This is a genomic window from Lachnoclostridium sp. An138 (assembly GCF_002160765.1).
Classification (GTDB): Bacteria; Bacillota; Clostridia; order Lachnospirales; family Lachnospiraceae; genus Laedolimicola; species Laedolimicola faecalis.
Map to the genome: position 1 here is coordinate 1 of NZ_NFLF01000014.1, position 15050 is coordinate 15050.

Annotated in this window: 13 protein-coding genes; 12 read left to right on the top strand and 1 reads right to left on the bottom strand. The window is 49.1% G+C overall.

Features of this window, described 5'->3' with window-relative positions; all coding sequences use genetic code 11:
- Positions 1-142 precede the first annotated feature (142 nt).
- Positions 143-1795 carry a phage tail protein gene (locus B5E82_RS11950; protein WP_087307763.1) on the top strand — a complete coding sequence of 551 codons (1653 nt, stop codon included), beginning with the start codon at positions 143-145 and terminating at the stop codon, positions 1793-1795.
- A 1100-nt stretch (positions 1796-2895) separates the two neighbouring features.
- Here the strand turns inward: B5E82_RS11950 and B5E82_RS11955 are convergent.
- Positions 2896-3108 (bottom strand): helix-turn-helix domain-containing protein, encoded by a 213-nt coding sequence (locus tag B5E82_RS11955; protein ID WP_087307764.1) that lies wholly within the window; start codon positions 3106-3108, stop codon positions 2896-2898.
- A 380-nt stretch (positions 3109-3488) separates the two neighbouring features.
- Here B5E82_RS11955 and B5E82_RS11960 point away from each other — a divergent pair, with 380 nt between their 5' ends.
- The 11 genes from B5E82_RS11960 to B5E82_RS12010 all read left to right on the top strand — a co-directional run bounded on the left by B5E82_RS11960 (position 3489) and on the right by B5E82_RS12010 (position 15000).
- A complete protein-coding gene (locus B5E82_RS11960) occupies positions 3489-3821 on the top strand; it encodes a hypothetical protein (RefSeq protein WP_087307765.1) in 333 nt (110 codons plus the stop codon).
- An 11-nt stretch (positions 3822-3832) separates the two neighbouring features.
- Positions 3833-4012: a hypothetical protein gene (locus B5E82_RS11965; RefSeq protein ID WP_087307766.1), complete on the top strand. Its 180-nt coding sequence runs from the start codon at positions 3833-3835 to the stop codon at positions 4010-4012.
- Between the two features lie 65 nt (positions 4013-4077).
- Positions 4078-4824 carry a hypothetical protein gene (locus B5E82_RS11970; RefSeq protein WP_087307767.1) on the top strand — a complete coding sequence of 249 codons (747 nt, stop codon included), beginning with the start codon at positions 4078-4080 and terminating at the stop codon, positions 4822-4824.
- A 216-nt stretch (positions 4825-5040) separates the two neighbouring features.
- On the top strand, positions 5041-5229 hold the full coding sequence (locus B5E82_RS11975) for a cysteine-rich KTR domain-containing protein (RefSeq protein ID WP_087307768.1): 189 nt from the start codon (positions 5041-5043) through the stop codon (positions 5227-5229).
- A 14-nt stretch (positions 5230-5243) separates the two neighbouring features.
- A complete protein-coding gene (locus tag B5E82_RS11980) occupies positions 5244-6362 on the top strand; it encodes a tyrosine-type recombinase/integrase (protein WP_087307769.1) in 1119 nt (372 codons plus the stop codon).
- Positions 6363-6562: 200 nt separating this feature from the next.
- Entirely contained in the window at positions 6563-7051 is a 489-nt protein-coding gene (locus tag B5E82_RS11985; RefSeq protein WP_087307770.1) for a QueT transporter family protein, read from the top strand.
- 172 nt (positions 7052-7223) lie between these two features.
- Positions 7224-8501 (top strand): galactokinase, encoded by a 1278-nt coding sequence (locus B5E82_RS11990; protein WP_087307771.1) that lies wholly within the window; start codon positions 7224-7226, stop codon positions 8499-8501.
- Between the two features lie 17 nt (positions 8502-8518).
- Positions 8519-10027, top strand: coding sequence for a UDP-glucose--hexose-1-phosphate uridylyltransferase (galT, locus tag B5E82_RS11995; protein ID WP_087307772.1), 1509 nt, complete (start codon positions 8519-8521; stop codon positions 10025-10027).
- Positions 10028-10309: 282 nt separating this feature from the next.
- On the top strand, positions 10310-11638 hold the full coding sequence (locus tag B5E82_RS12000) for a substrate-binding domain-containing protein (protein WP_087307773.1): 1329 nt from the start codon (positions 10310-10312) through the stop codon (positions 11636-11638).
- 179 nt (positions 11639-11817) lie between these two features.
- Entirely contained in the window at positions 11818-13326 is a 1509-nt protein-coding gene (locus tag B5E82_RS12005; RefSeq protein ID WP_087163767.1) for a sugar ABC transporter ATP-binding protein, read from the top strand.
- An 18-nt stretch (positions 13327-13344) separates the two neighbouring features.
- Positions 13345-15000 (top strand): ABC transporter permease subunit, encoded by a 1656-nt coding sequence (locus B5E82_RS12010; RefSeq protein ID WP_087307774.1) that lies wholly within the window; start codon positions 13345-13347, stop codon positions 14998-15000.
- Positions 15001-15050 lie beyond the last annotated feature (50 nt).

Below are 15050 nucleotides of genomic sequence, written 5' to 3' on the forward strand. Positions count from 1 at the left end.
TAAAAAAGTGATTACCGGACGATGGAAAAAACTCCTTACCCTGTCATGTAAAAAAGTCGTTACCGCGTGATGTAAAAAACTCCTTACCCTGTGGCTGTAAAATCACCTTACCACGCACAGGCAGAAAACATTCACGAAGGCGGTGGCCGTACAAGAAGATTATGCGGCATCTCTGGAGGATTCAGCCAGTGGAGCAAAAGACGCAGAGAAGGCGATGGAGGGTTACCTGTCGCCGCTGGATGAAATCAATAAGCTGGAGACGAAAGACAATTCAGATTCAGGCGGATATACAGGCCCCTCACCGAGCGAAATGTTTGAGGAAGTCCCGGTTGAACCACTCAGCTTCGATTCATGGGGCGAGGCTTTCAGCGCATTCCTGGATTATCTGCTCAATACGGGTATTCCTGCTTTGAGAAATGCACTCTCTGGCATAGCGAACACAGCCAATACGTTCTCCTCCAATTTATATCAAGCGTTCTCATTTCCGGGCGTGGTGGATAAGGTTCGGCTGCTGGGACAGGAGATCTCAAACGCATTCAATGATTTCGTAAACTGGATAGACTGGGAAGTGATAGGCGCGGCTCTCGGCTCTGGGCTGAATCTGGCGTTTCAATTCCTTGTGAATCTCATTTATACGTTTGACTGGAAGAATCTCGGCGCTTCTCTGGCCGCAATGCTCAATCGTGCTCTTTCAGAGGTTGACTGGCGTGCGTTTGGACAGCTTCTGTGGTCAAGATTCAAAATTGCTATTGAGACGCTGGCAGGATTCCTGACTAATCTTGATATGAGCCAGGTGGCAAATGCACTGTCTCAAACGCTCATCGGTGTACTCGATTCCATAACAGGAACCTTGAATAGTGTTAATTGGCAGAAGCTGGGCAATCAGATTGCAACGTTTATCGCAGAAATTGATTATTCAGGGATTGCAGAGAGCCTGTTCCGGGGGCTTGGAGCTGCGCTGGCATCGTTGGCAGAGTTTTTATGGGGACTGATAGAGCTGGCGTGGGACAGTGTTGTTGCATGGTGGCATGATGTTGCCTATGAAGACGGCCGGTTTACGATGCAGGGGCTGTTAGAGGGAATTCTGGAGATATTTAAAAATATCGGTTCATGGATTAAAGAGCACATCTTTCAGCCGTTCATTGACGGATTTAAGTCAGCGTTTGGCATCAATTCTCCTTCGACAGTAATGAAGCAGATGGGAATTTATCTCATCGAGGGCCTGTTTAATGGAGTAGAAAGCCTGAAGGAGAAGCTGATCAATGCATTCGTCAATATCAAGGACAGGATTATAAATGTCTGGGAGGCGCTGAAAAGCGGGACAGAGGCTATCTGGAACGGCATCAAAAACTTTATACGGCCTGCAGTTAATGGAATCATTGGGTTTATCAATGGATTAATTGATGGCATTGTATCAGGTGTGAATACAGTGATTCGGGCATTGAACCGTATTCGCTTTGATGTGGATATCCCGCTTTTTGGAAACTTTAAATTTGATGGATTTAATCTGTCAACGCTCACGGCCCCGTCCATTCCCTACCTTGCGTCCGGCGCAGTCATTCCGCCAAACGCGCCGTTTATGGCGGTTCTGGGGGACCAAAGGAACGGAAATAACCTTGAGATGCCGGAAAGCCTGCTCAGGCGCATTATCCGGGAAGAATCTGGAAAGAGCGGCGGAAATGAGACTATCAAGATTCCGGTTATATTGGACGGCCGGCAGGTATTTGAGGCTGTTATCAATCGCGGGAAAAGAGCTCAGTCTGCCAATGGAAGAAATCCTTTTGAGCTGGCATAGAAAGCACATAATAGTGGCGATAGTTGTATGATAGACATTTCACAGCGGAATTTTCCCTATTGGTCTGGTCCTTTATGCAGCAGAACCCAGGCAATTCAAGCCGGGAAGGGTAGAAACCTATCAAGGTGAGATTGTGGCGAAGCGGTACACATTCCCTAAAAGGCTTATCTCTATCAGGTCAAAGGAAAGGCGATTGACGGATGAACAGCGGGCAGAACTGGTGGCAAGGTTCAACAGAGAGCAGCAGGGCGGCGTTTAAGCTGAAAACTCCCCAGAGGAATAGGGAGCGGAGGCATTGAAATTGTCCGAAGGTATATTTTATAGGGCAGAGGGATAAAAGCGGCATTTTGCCAGCACAGACAGGGAAAATAGAATAATGTGATTGCAGATACAGGGGGCGGCATGGTAGAATAAGAGCAAGGAAAACAACCGTGTTGCAGGGTGGCTGACCTCTATTCTTACATAGAATGGGGGTGGTGCTGATGAAACATTTTGATTTTAAAGACCTTATGGCCTTTGGAATGTTCATCCTGGCATTACTGACATTCGTATTTACGTTTATCAAGTAGTGTTTTAAGCATAGAAAAACCACCCCGAAACTTTGACCGAGCCGAAGGGTGGTAATTCTATTTACTCTTTGAGAGGTCAACCCCTTGTGGGCGGTTGTTTTCCCCTTTTCTATTATCAATATAGCACATCTGGCGGCGGGGTGCAAGCGAAAAACTCAATTTTGAGTAAAACACCCTTATGACATTTCGGACAATTTGGTCCCGGCCTCTGCCCTCATACCTGATAAGGGAATACCCGGCAGCAGGACTAAACGGCGGCTTCTGGGAGCAGGCCATACCCCACAAGTGGGGAATATATGACGCTTTTCCGGAGTGCTATTCCTTATTAGGTTATCTCTTGGTTACGGTTTGGTTCTCGTTTGGTTATCCTTTGGTTTCCAGAAAAAAGCAATAGGTTATTCGAGAAAGCAAAAAAAGCAAATGGTTTTCGCCTGTCGTTTCCCTGTCGCCTGATAGAGAGGTAAGGACAAGGTAGCCGCTAAGCTGCTGGCATTATACTGTGTCGCTTCTATGTCGATTGAGTGTCAGGGGCTATTTCTTGTCAGGTACATACTCCATTAAGTCTCCCGGCTGGCAGTTTAGATATTCGCACAAATTACTGATTGTACGTGTGTCAATAATTCCATAGCCTTGTTGCAACTTTTTTATGGTTTCAGTGCCTACAATTTTATCTTTTCGCAGACTATAAAAAGTTTTTCCCCGTTCTGTGAGCAGATTTTCTAATTTATGGAAACTAATTCCCATTTACACACCTTCTTTCTTTTGGATAATGGGGGCGGCTCAATAAAGAGTCTCCTTCTCCACCTTACACTGATATTATAGCATTTGTCACGTACTAAGTCTAGTGTAATTATGCACAAAGATAGTGCGTCACATACGTACTAACTTTAGTGAAATAGTCAATAGACACGTACTAGAGTTAGTGCTATAATATAATCACAAGGTAAGGGAAAACAAAATAAAATCCGCAGCGAAGGTGGACGGGAGTACCGAAAGGGAAAGCAAGAGTACCACATAACACAGGGAAACAGGATAAGAGAGATTGAGATGCCGCAGAAGCCGCTAGATGTTTAAAGCCTGCCTGGGCTGCCGGAACCCTTTACCGGGAAAGGAGTTTAAGAAGCATGAAGTACGATTTAAGAAAAATCATGTTGAGAGCATGGAGGCTTTACCGGGAGAACAAAGAACTTTCTTTCGGGGAGTGCTTACATCGGGCATGGCTTTCCGCAAAGGCAGAGGAAGTCAACGCAAAGAGGATTGAGGCGGCAAAGGCCACGGCAGGAGTTGAGGAAGAAACCAATACATGGAGCGGCTGGAAGAAGCTGGGGTATGAAGTCATTCACGGGAGCAAGGCCCTGTTCGGTGCTGATCTGATATGGGGCAGCAGGGGAGACGGCAAGGTGTATAAAGCCCGGTTCTTTGGACGGTCACAGGTTCAGGAGTTGGCAACAGCATAGGAGGGCTTGGCATGGAGTTATTGAGAGTAACCGAACAGGGAATACAGTTTCCGGCGATATTTCTCACATATTCCGAAGTAGAGGAAATGGAGACAGTAAGAGAAATCTGCCAGACAGTGTATAGGAGATATAAAAAAGCCTCTGCCAGAACCGACATTCTGACAAAGGCAAGTAACCCGGCAATCCAGTAAAATCACGGGGTATGAGGCTAGTATAACATGGCCTCTGCCCCCTTGTAAAGAAAGAGGTAAACAAAATGTACGATGAAATGAGATTCCCTGTAACGGCGGAAATGGTTATGTTACCAGCATACCGCAATGATGAGGCTTGCTACAAACTGTCCGGCTTTTACGCTTTTCTTCTGAATGTTCTGCATGAATGTGGACGTAAGAGCAGGGATGAAGATTTTCATATAACGGCCAATTTTATGGCGAAACTGATTGAAGGTTATTTCGGGGTTGCTGTCAATCATGACCCGCTCTTTATGAGGTTTCTGGAGCTTTCAGAAAGCGGATTTAATGCGGCGTGGCAACAGGGAGTCAAGGAGGCAGGGGAAGTATTTGACATAGATATAAATAGAATCAATATTCTGCCATGCTTTTCAACACACCCGCCGAAGCAGAAGAAAATGGAGAGCAAGGAGCAGTATTTCAGGGAAACGGGATGTTTACAGTCTGAAATCATTCTGGACGGGGCCGGGAACCTGATAGACGGATATACAAGCTATTTACTGGCAAAGGCCCACGGACTGTTTTCTGTTCCTGTCAGGTATGGCCGCAGGCAGATTATAAGGGCCTCACATAAGAAAGGCGGTAAGGTGTACGCCTGGGAGCTGCCGGGGCTTTTGGTGGGCCGTGTGAGTGTCGGGGAAAAGCTGATTGTCAGGACTTCCAGAGGGCTTAGAACGGTCGCGGTGGCAGAGGTGGAGGAATATGCCGGACAGGAGCCGGAACCGCTTAGAATGGCGATTAGAAAGCCCAGAGCCAGAAGGGAAGCGGCATAATGGCAGCAGGGGAAAGACACGGGAGCTTGCAAGGGACTGTATAGCAGAGGCCGGACGGGAAATAAGGCAACTTAGGAAGCTGTTATTCCTGTCGCTGATGGCAAATGTGGCTCTGTCCGGGGCGATAATCATAGCAATCGTTTTGAAGTAGAACAAAGACGGCGGCGGCCCTTATGGGCCTGCTGCCTGCTCCCATACATGGAAAAGGCGGTAAAGATGATTGATAAGAGCGGCTTTATAATATGCCCTATATGTAAGGGCAAAACGAGGCAGAAGGCCACAAAGGAAACGTATCTGAAGAATTTCCCGCTGTTCTGCCCGAAGTGCAAGTGTCAGAGCATAATAGACCTGATAGAAGGAGAAGTCACGGTCAGAGAAGCAGTATATAGGCAGGAGAAGGAATAGAAAGGCGTGATTTTATGGCGATAGATAAGCGAGGGAGAAAACTTCCCAAAGGAATACAACAGCGGTATGATAAGTTTGAGGGGCGCTTTCAGTACCAGGGGAAACGGTATCTTGTACACGGCGATACGGTCACGGAAACCCAAAAGGCCATGAATGAGCTGCGGTACAAACTGGAACACGGCGCATTTGTGGAGAAGAAAAAGGTGGTTCTGTCCGAATGGTTCATAACTTGGATGGAGCAATACAAGAAAAACCGGGTAAAGGCCGGGACATACTACAATTACAAGAAGTATTTCGACAGCATGATAAAGGGCCGGCTGGGGGATAAAAAAGTTTCGGATATACGGGGCGAACATATTCAGCGGTTTTACAATGATATGGAGAAGGAAGGATATGCACTTTCCAGTATTAAAATTGTATCTGCTATCCTTAATGGGTGTATGCAGCAGGCGGTGAGAAATGGGCTGATTGAACGGAACCCGGTCAAGCTGGCGGAATTGCCGCGGCAGAAAGAGAAAGGAGCAAGGCAGGCTATGACGAAAGAACAGCAGGCGCTTTTTATGGAATATGCAAAGGACAGCTACTTATACAATCTGTTTGCCGTTATGCTGCGAACCGGCATGAGAAACGGAGAAATAAGGGGCTTGAAGTATTCGGACGTGGACAAGAAAAAGAATGTAATCCACGTACAGCGTACACTGAAATACATAGAGGGACAGGGATATTTTGAGGATACACCTAAAACCCGGACTTCTAAAAGAGACATACCCTTAACTGCTGACCTGGTGGCGCTACTGGACGCACAGCGCAATTACTGGGGCTTTAAAGTGGAACGGCTAGACCGTTACCTATTTTGTAACGAAAAGGGGGAACCATTAAGCCGGGACAGACTACAGGCAGAAATAGACCGGATTGTGAAGCGCATTCAGGCAGAGGGACACGACTTCCCACGGATTACGCCCCACATCTTCCGGCACACATTCGCCACACGGGCCATAGAGGCAGGAATGCCGCCCCAGGTATTAAAAACCATCCTGGGCCACAGCTCCCTTGCTATGACGATGGATTTATACAGTCATGTACTGCCGGACACGAAAGCGGCAGAAATGGAGAAGATTGCAGGAGCATTTTAAGAGGGGCGGCGGCCTCTCTTTTTGCGTTCTGATACCTGATAAACGGCAAAGTGGTACTTTTCTGGTACTTACTTGACAATTTACCCTCCCCATGCTATTCTATACCACGTTGAAAAGCCCGTAAATGCAAGGCTTTTTGATAAATATGCCGAGTGTTCGAGACCTTCCACTCGTAAAACAAAACTAAAGGAGAACTGAATATGAAGACGAACAAGGTACTGTTTATGACCCGGGCGGCCATGATTGCCGCCATCTATGTGGTGCTCTGCGTGGTGTTCCAGCCTATCAGTTACGGAGCGATCCAGACACGTATTGCGGAAGCGCTGACGATTCTGCCGTTTTTCACGCCGGCCGCCATACCGGGCCTGTTTATCGGCTGTCTGATTGCGAATCTGCTGGGCGGAGGAATCCTCGTAGATGTCATCTGCGGAAGCGCGGCTACGCTGATCGGGGCGGTGGGAACCTATATGCTGCGGAATAAGAGCAGATATCTCGCCCCTCTGCCTCCGATTGCGGCAAATGTGCTGATTGTGCCCTGGGTATTGAGATACGGTTATGGCGAACCTTTCAGCATCCCGTTCCTGATGGGAACCGTGGGGCTTGGAGAGCTTCTTACCTGCGGAATCATGGGAATGATTCTGGTAACGGTGCTGGATAGGTACCGCAGTGTGATTTTTAAGGCAGCCTGAAAAAACCCGGCCGGATGGCCGGGCTTTTTGTTGCACAAATGCATGTAAACATTGTATTTTTCCGCACTTCTTCAAATTTGTCTTGGCTTATCTCAGGGAATGGTTTACAATAGAAATAGAGACCGTCCGGCAGAGCGCCGGCCGGAAATAAAAAGAAAATGAGGATACGCACATGAAAACAACGAAGGAATTAAAAGAGCTTTTTGTAAGCGGAGAAAAGGATGAACTGCTGAGAGATATTTATATTGATGAGGCGCTGCTGGACTACCAGAGACAGCGTTACGCGGATGCCATTTCCCGCTATGAAGAGCTTTACGGGTGTGGAGAGGCAGAGATCTACAGCGCGCCCGGCCGCAGTGAGATCGGAGGAAACCACACGGACCATCAGAATGGAGAAGTGCTGGCCGCTTCCATCAATCTGGACGCCATCGGAATCGTAGGAAAGTTGGAAGGGGTGGTAAAAGTAGTATCCGGAACCGCGCCGCAGATCGAGATTTCCCTGGATGATCTGGATGTGAAGGAAGAGGAGAAGGAGACTACGAAATCCCTGATCAAAGGCGTTTTGGCGGGAATTCGCGAGCATGGCGGCCAGATAGGCGGATTTCAGGCTTATATTACCAGTGATGTGCTGATTGGAGCGGGACTTTCCTCATCAGCCGCTTTTGAGACCATTATCGGAACGATTATCTCCGGTCTTTATAATGATATGAAGATTTCACCGGTAGATATTGCGATTATCGGCCAGTATGCGGAGAACGTGTATTTCGGAAAACCCTGCGGCCTGATGGATCAGACGGCAAGCTCTGTGGGAAACCTGGTACATATTGATTTCGCGGACAAGAAGAATCCGAAGATCGAAAGCGTTGCCTGTGACCTGGAGGAGTACGGCTACAGCCTGTGCATCACAGATACCAAAGGATCGCATGCGGATCTGACGGATGATTATGCGGCTGTTCCCAGAGAGATGAGGGCCGCAGCTGCCGTATTCGGAAAAGAAGTGCTTCATGACGTGACTCTTCCGGAGCTGCTTGAGAAAGCGGCTGAAGTGAGGGAAAAAGCCGGAGACCGCGCTCTGCTGCGCGCCATTCATTTTGTGACGGAGAATCCGAGAGTGCGGGAGGAGGTAGCGGCTCTGCGCGCCGGAGATTTCCAGGCGTTCCTGCGTGCCGTTAAGGCTTCGGGCGATTCCTCTTTCAAATATCTGCAGAATGTATATACGAATCATGATGTGCAGCATCAGAATGTTTCCATCGCTTTGGCGGTCAGCGAGGCAGTTCTGGGAGACAGGGGCGTCTGCCGTGTGCATGGAGGCGGCTTTGCCGGAACGATCCAGGCCTTTGTAAAGGATGAGGCTGTGGCGGAATATAAGGATAGAATGGATCAGCTCTTCGGCGAGGGAGCCTGCAGCGTGCTGCAGATCCGTAAATATGGCGGAATGAAGGTATTATAAAGAGAGAGTGAGACAAAATGGAAGAGAAGAAAGACATTAACGCCCTGATCGGGGAACTGGTTTCCTATGGTATGGAGAACAGTCTGGTGGAGCCTGCGGATGAGGTGTATGTGACCAACCAGCTGCTTTCCCTGTTCGGGCTGAATGAATATGAGAAGAAAGGGATTCCTGCCCAGAAGCGGCCTGTTCATGAGATTCTGGATGATATGCTGGATTACGCGGTGGAGCATAAGATCCTGGAGGACGATACCGTGACGGCCAGAGATCTGTTTGACACAAAGATTATGGGGCTTCTGACGCCCCTGCCTTCCCAGGTGCAGAGAAGATTCTGGGAGAAATATGAGGAATCTCCGAAAGCGGCTTCAGACGATTACTATGCTTTCAGCCAGGCTACCAACTATATCCGCAGGGACCGGATCGCAAAGGATGAAAAATGGGTGGCGGAGACGGAATACGGCCCCATTGACATTACCATCAATCTTTCCAAGCCGGAAAAGGACCCGCGGGACATCGCGAAGGCCGGACAGGCGAAGAAGAGCGGCTATCCCAGCTGTCTGCTTTGCCGGGAAAATGAGGGATATGCGGGACATTTTGGCCATCCGGCCAGACAGAACCACCGGATTATTCCGCTCCGGCTGAATGGAGAGGAATATTTCCTCCAGTATTCGCCCTATGTATACTATAATGAGCACTGCATTATCTTTAATAAAGAACATATTCCCATGAAGATTGACCGGGCGGCTTTCGTAAAGCTTCTTGACTTTGTCCGGCAGTTTCCTCATTATACGGCGGGGTCCAACGCGGATCTGCCGATTGTGGGAGGCTCCATCTTAAGCCACGACCATTTTCAGGGTGGAAATTATGTGTTTGCCATGGCAAAAGCGCCGTATGAGAAGTATTTTGCCATGTCCGGATATCCGGATGTGACGGCCGGCATCATCCGCTGGCCCATGTCGGTAATCCGCCTGCAGGGGAAGGACGCGGTTCAGATAGCGGACGCTGCCGATCATATTCTGAAAGCATGGAGAGCCTATACGGACGAAGCGGCCTTTATCTACAGTGAGACGGAAGGAGTTCCCCACAATACGATTACGCCCATTGCCCGGATGCGGGACGGCCTGTTTGAACTGGACCTGGTGCTCCGGAACAATATCACGACGGAAGAACATCCCATGGGAGTATACCATCCTCATGCGGAGTATCATCATATTAAGAAGGAAAATATCGGCCTGATCGAAGTCATGGGACTGGCTGTGCTTCCTGCCAGACTGAAAAAGGAAATGGCTCTGCTGGAGGACGCTGTGCTGAAGGGAGAGGATCTGCGTCAGAACGAGGTCCTGGAAAAGCATGCGGACTGGGCGGAGGACTGGATGAAACGGTATGAGGTGGGTCCTGAGAACATCCACTCCATCGTGCAGGCGGAGATCGGAAAGGTGTTCGCCAAAGTGCTGGAATGTGCCGGCGTGTACAAACGGACGGAAGAAGGCCAGGCGGCTTTTGAGCGTTTTATCAGAGTGATTGAGTAATATCCGGAAGTTTTCATTCCGAAAGCGGCCGCGGATGCGGCGCGGGCAGTCCCCGGTCTGCGGGACTGCCCGTTTTTTTACGGAATGCCGGAAAGATGCCCGCGTCTGCCGTGCCTGCACGGACGGATATCCGGAAGAGAGGATGGGATATTATTCAAAATATCCAAAAAACCATTAAAATTTCAATGAAAAGTGAAAAATATTCTATATCTTATTTTCCAGATATCGTCTATACTGTCCATATCAACGAAACATCGTTAGATAAAAGGAGGAAACAGATTTATGAAAAGGAAATTACTTTCACTGACTCTGGCAGCAGTGCTGGCACTTTCCCTGACCGCATGCGGCGGTGGCGGAAGCGACACTACGACGACAGACAGCACTGACGCAGCCACAACAGAAGAGAGCACAGATGCTGCTGAAACTACTGAGACTGCTGACAGCGGAGAAGTAGCGAATGCGGACAAGCCGCTGGTATGGTTCAACCGTCAGCCGTCCAACAGCTCCACTGGAGAACTGGACATGACAGCTCTGAATTTCAATGAGAATACATATTATGTAGGATTCGACGCAAATCAGGGTGCTGAGCTGCAGGGAACCATGATCAGAGACTACATCGAGGCTAATATCGATACTATCGACCGCAACGGCGACGGCGTTATCGGATACGTTCTGGCTGTCGGCGATATCGGACACAACGATTCCATCGCACGTACCAGAGGCGTTCGTTCCGCTCTTGGAACAGCTGTAGAGGTAGATGGAGCTATCGACAGCACTCCGGTTGGAGCAAATACAGATGGATCTTCCACTCATGTACAGGACGGAACCCTTGAGATCAACGGAACCACCTACACGGTTCGTGAGCTGGCTTCTCAGGAAATGAAGAACTCCGCAGGAGCTACCTGGGACGCAGCTACCGCTGGAAACGCTATCAGCACATGGTCCGCATCCTTTGGCGATCAGATCGACATCGTAGCATCCAACAATGATGGTATGGGAATGGCTATGTTCAACGGCTGGTCCAAGGCAGAAGGCGTACCGACTTTCGGATATGACGCTAACAGCGACGCTGTAGCAGCTATCGCAGAGGGCTACGGCGGAACCATCAGCCAGCACGCAGACGTACAGGCTTACCTGACCCTTCGTGTTCTTCGTAACGCACTGGACGGCGTAGACATTGACACAGGTATCGGCACTGCTGACGAGGCAGGCAACGTACTGACTCCGGATGTATTTACCTACAATGAGGAGCAGCGTTCCTACTACGCACTGAACGTAGCTGTTACCGCTGAGAACTATGAAGACTTCCTGGATTCCACCGTTGTATACGCACCGGTATCCAACCAGCTTGATGCAGAGACCCATCCGACAAAGAACGTATGGCTGAACATCTACAACGCAGCTGATAACTTCCTGAGCGCTACTTATCAGCCGCTGCTGCAGAACTATGATGACCTTCTGAACCTGAACGTTGAGTACATCGGCGGAGACGGACAGACAGAGTCCAACATCACAAACCGTCTCGGAAATCCGAGCCAGTATGATGCATTCGCAATCAACATGGTTAAGACAGACAATGCAGCTTCCTACACATCTCTGCTTAGCCAGTAAAATCCAGAAAGATTATTTAGTGAAATAAATAATTTATAACGGACTAGATTATTGGGGAGAAGAGATTCTCCCTAATAATCTTTCAGAGGGAATCTGCGGCCGCCGGAGCGTGCGTGGCTCCTGCCTGCCGCGGGGAAAAGAGTGTTTTCAACCAATCTATAGATACAGGAGTAAAGAGAATGGCAGATAAGAGGGATGACGTTGTCTTATCGATACGCGGAATGTGCAAGTCCTTCGGCCGCAACCGGGTTCTCGATCATATCAATCTGGATGTGAAGCGCGGAACGGTTATGGGACTGATGGGCGAGAACGGTGCCGGCAAGTCAACGATGATGAAATGTCTTTTTGGTACCTATCAGAAGGACGAAGGGACGATCTTCCTTGACGGAAAGGAAGTAAGTTTTTCCGGACCGAAGGATGCCCTTGAGAACGGCATCGCGATGGTTCATCAGGAGCTGAACCAGTGTCTGGAAAGAAACGTGATTGATAATCTGTTCCTTGGACGCTACCCGAAGAATTCCATGGGAATCGTGGACGAGGGCAGAATGAAAAAAGAGGCTTCCGAGCTTTTCAGAAGACTTGGCATGACGGTCGATCTGACACAGCCCATGCGGAAAATGTCTGTGTCACAGCGGCAGATGTGCGAGATCGCCAAGGCTATCTCCTACAATTCCAAGGTGATTGTACTTGACGAGCCGACTTCTTCCCTGACCGTCCAGGAGGTAAATAAGCTTTTTGAGATGATGCGGATGCTGAAAGAGCAGGGAATTGCTCTGATTTACATTTCTCATAAGATGGATGAGATCTTTGAGATCTGTGATGAGATTTCCGTACTCCGGGATGGCAACCTGGTTATGACAAAGAGCTCAGAGGATACGAATATGAACGAGCTGATCTCCGCCATGGTAGGACGTTCTCTCGAGAACCGCTTCCCGCCGGTGGATAATACGCCGGGTGACGTGATTCTGTCCGTTCAGCACCTGTCCACAAAGTTCGAGCCTCATTTGCAGGATGTAACCTTTGATGTCAGAGAAGGAGAGATCTTCGGACTCTACGGTCTGGTTGGAGCGGGACGTACGGAGCTTCTGGAGACTATCTTTGGAGTGCGCACCAGAGCGGCCGGCCGTGTATATTTCAATAACCGCCTGATGAACTTCAACAGTGCCAAGGAAGCCATGGAACATGGATTTGCCATGATCACTGAGGAACGAAAGGCCAACGGACTGTTCCTGAAGGGCAACCTTACGTTCAATACCACGATTGCCAACTTAAACCAGTACAAGACAGGACCGGCTCTTTCCGACACGAAGATGACGAAGGCTACAACGAAAGAGATCAAGGTCATGCATACCAAATGTATGGGACCGGAAGATATGATCACAAGCCTTTCCGGAGGAAACCAGCAGAAAGTTATCTTTGGAAAATGGCTGGAGCGTGAGCCTCTGGTGTTCATGATGGATGAGCCGACGCGAGGAATCGATGTAGGAGCCAAATACGAGATATACGAGCTGATTATCCAGATGGCAAAACAGGGAAAGACGATTATCGTGGTATCCTCCGAGATGCCGGAGATTCTGGGTATCACGAACCGGATCGGCGTCATGTCGAACGGACATCTTTCCGGAATCGTAAATACGAAAGAGACCAATCAGGAAGAGCTGTTAAGACTCAGTGCAAAATACCTATAACGAGGGAGAACGATAGATATGGCAACAGGAAATGAAAAGATTCTTACGGCCGAGCGGGAAATGGAACTGCGCAAGCCGATTGACGATTATGTGGGCGGCATACAGGAAAAGATCAATGCCCTGAGAGTGGACGGCACAGACAGGGTAGTGTCCCTTCAGAACAGAATCGATTCTCTGAAGAGAGACAAGAGCCGCAGCAAGGCAGAAAACGAGGCTTCCATAGCAAAGCTTCAGGGAGAGCTTTCCAAGGCAAAAGAGATCGAGTCCAAGAATAAGGATGAGATCGCGAAGCTGATTGCAGACGCTGAAAACTACATCAAAGAGCATTTTGACAAAGAATACTATGAGCCGGTATGCGAGAGCGCGAAGTATGAGAAGGAAGCCGCGAAGGCAGCTTACGACGCGAAGCTGGCAGAGCTCCAGAAGGAGCATCAGGCTGCGATGTCCAAGCTCTCCGACCATCAGGAAATCAAGGACGAGAATTATGTATATAAGAATCGTCAGTTTGACGCGAAGATGGATTACCAGAAAGCTCTGCAGGAGATCAAGGACAGAAGACATGCCGCTTTTGCTCATAAGTATCATCTGATCGATATGCTGCGCATGTCGAAATTCACTTTCGGCCAGACCATGAGCCAGAAGTGGGAAAATTACAAGTATACCTTCAACCGCAGAACCTTCCTTCTGCAGAACGGTCTGTACATAGCGATTATCCTGATCTTCATCGTGCTTTGCATAATCACGCCGGTCATCAAGGGTACGCCTCTTCTGACCTACAACAACGTGCTGAACATTCTGCAGCAGGCGTCTCCGAGAATGTTCCTGGCGCTGGGCGTGGCAGGTCTGATCCTGCTGGCTGGTACCGACCTTTCCATCGGACGTATGGTAGGTATGGGTATGACGACGGCTACCATTATCATGCACCAGGGTGTGAACACCGGCGGCGTCTTCGGACATATCTTCGATTTTACCGGCTGGCCGATTCCGCTGCGAATGATTTTCGCGCTGATTATGTGTATTCTGCTGTGTACCTGCTTCACCACACTGGCGGGCTTCTTTACCGCAAAGTTTAAGATGCATCCCTTCATCTCTACGATGGCGAACATGCTGATGATCTTCGGTCTTATCACTTACGCGACAAAGGGTGTGTCCTTTGGTGCGATTGAGTCCTCCATTCCGACCATGATCATTCCGAGAGTAAACGGCTTCCCGACCATCATTCTCTGGGCGGTGGCAGCAGTGGCAATTGTATGGTTTATCTGGAATAAGACCACATTCGGAAAGAATCTGTACGCGGTAGGCGGAAACGCAGAGGCGGCAGCAGTATCCGGTATTTCCGTATTCGCTGTAACGGTAGGCGCCTTCATTCTGGCAGGTATCCTGTACGGCTTCGGTTCCTGGCTTGAGTGCGCGAGAATGGTTGGTTCCGGTTCTGCCGCTTATGGACAGGGCTGGGAGACAGACGCAATCGCTGCCTGCGTAGTCGGCGGCGTATCCTTTACCGGTGGTATTGGTAAGATTTCAGGCGTTGTAGTTGGTGTGCTGATTTTCACGGCTCTGACTTACTCCCTTACCATTCTTGGTATCGATACGAACCTGCAGTTCGTATTCTCCGGTATCATCATTCTGGTAGCGGTAACTCTTGACTGTCTGAAGTACGTTCAGAAGAAATAAATCCGTAAAGAAATCCACTCCAGTTCTGCCGAAGGGCAGACAGAGTGGAT

Excerpts from the sequence above, each read along its gene's own strand:
- B5E82_RS11980 (WP_087307769.1), top strand. The coding sequence starts at position 5,244 with ATGGCGATAGATAAGCGAGGGAGAAAACTTCCCAAAGGAATACAACAG.
- B5E82_RS12010 (WP_087307774.1), top strand. The coding sequence starts at position 13,345 with ATGGCAACAGGAAATGAAAAGATTCTTACGGCCGAGCGGGAAATGGAA.
- B5E82_RS11985 (WP_087307770.1), top strand. The coding sequence starts at position 6,563 with ATGAAGACGAACAAGGTACTGTTTATGACCCGGGCGGCCATGATTGCC.
- B5E82_RS11970 (WP_087307767.1), top strand. The coding sequence starts at position 4,078 with ATGTACGATGAAATGAGATTCCCTGTAACGGCGGAAATGGTTATGTTA.
- B5E82_RS12000 (WP_087307773.1), top strand. The coding sequence starts at position 10,310 with ATGAAAAGGAAATTACTTTCACTGACTCTGGCAGCAGTGCTGGCACTT.
- B5E82_RS11960 (WP_087307765.1), top strand. The coding sequence starts at position 3,489 with ATGAAGTACGATTTAAGAAAAATCATGTTGAGAGCATGGAGGCTTTAC.
- B5E82_RS11990 (WP_087307771.1), top strand. The coding sequence starts at position 7,224 with ATGAAAACAACGAAGGAATTAAAAGAGCTTTTTGTAAGCGGAGAAAAG.
- B5E82_RS11965 (WP_087307766.1), top strand. The coding sequence starts at position 3,833 with ATGGAGTTATTGAGAGTAACCGAACAGGGAATACAGTTTCCGGCGATA.
- B5E82_RS11955 (WP_087307764.1), bottom strand. The coding sequence starts at position 3,108 with ATGGGAATTAGTTTCCATAAATTAGAAAATCTGCTCACAGAACGGGGA.
- B5E82_RS12005 (WP_087163767.1), top strand. The coding sequence starts at position 11,818 with ATGGCAGATAAGAGGGATGACGTTGTCTTATCGATACGCGGAATGTGC.
- B5E82_RS11975 (WP_087307768.1), top strand. The coding sequence starts at position 5,041 with ATGATTGATAAGAGCGGCTTTATAATATGCCCTATATGTAAGGGCAAA.
- galT (WP_087307772.1), top strand. The coding sequence starts at position 8,519 with ATGGAAGAGAAGAAAGACATTAACGCCCTGATCGGGGAACTGGTTTCC.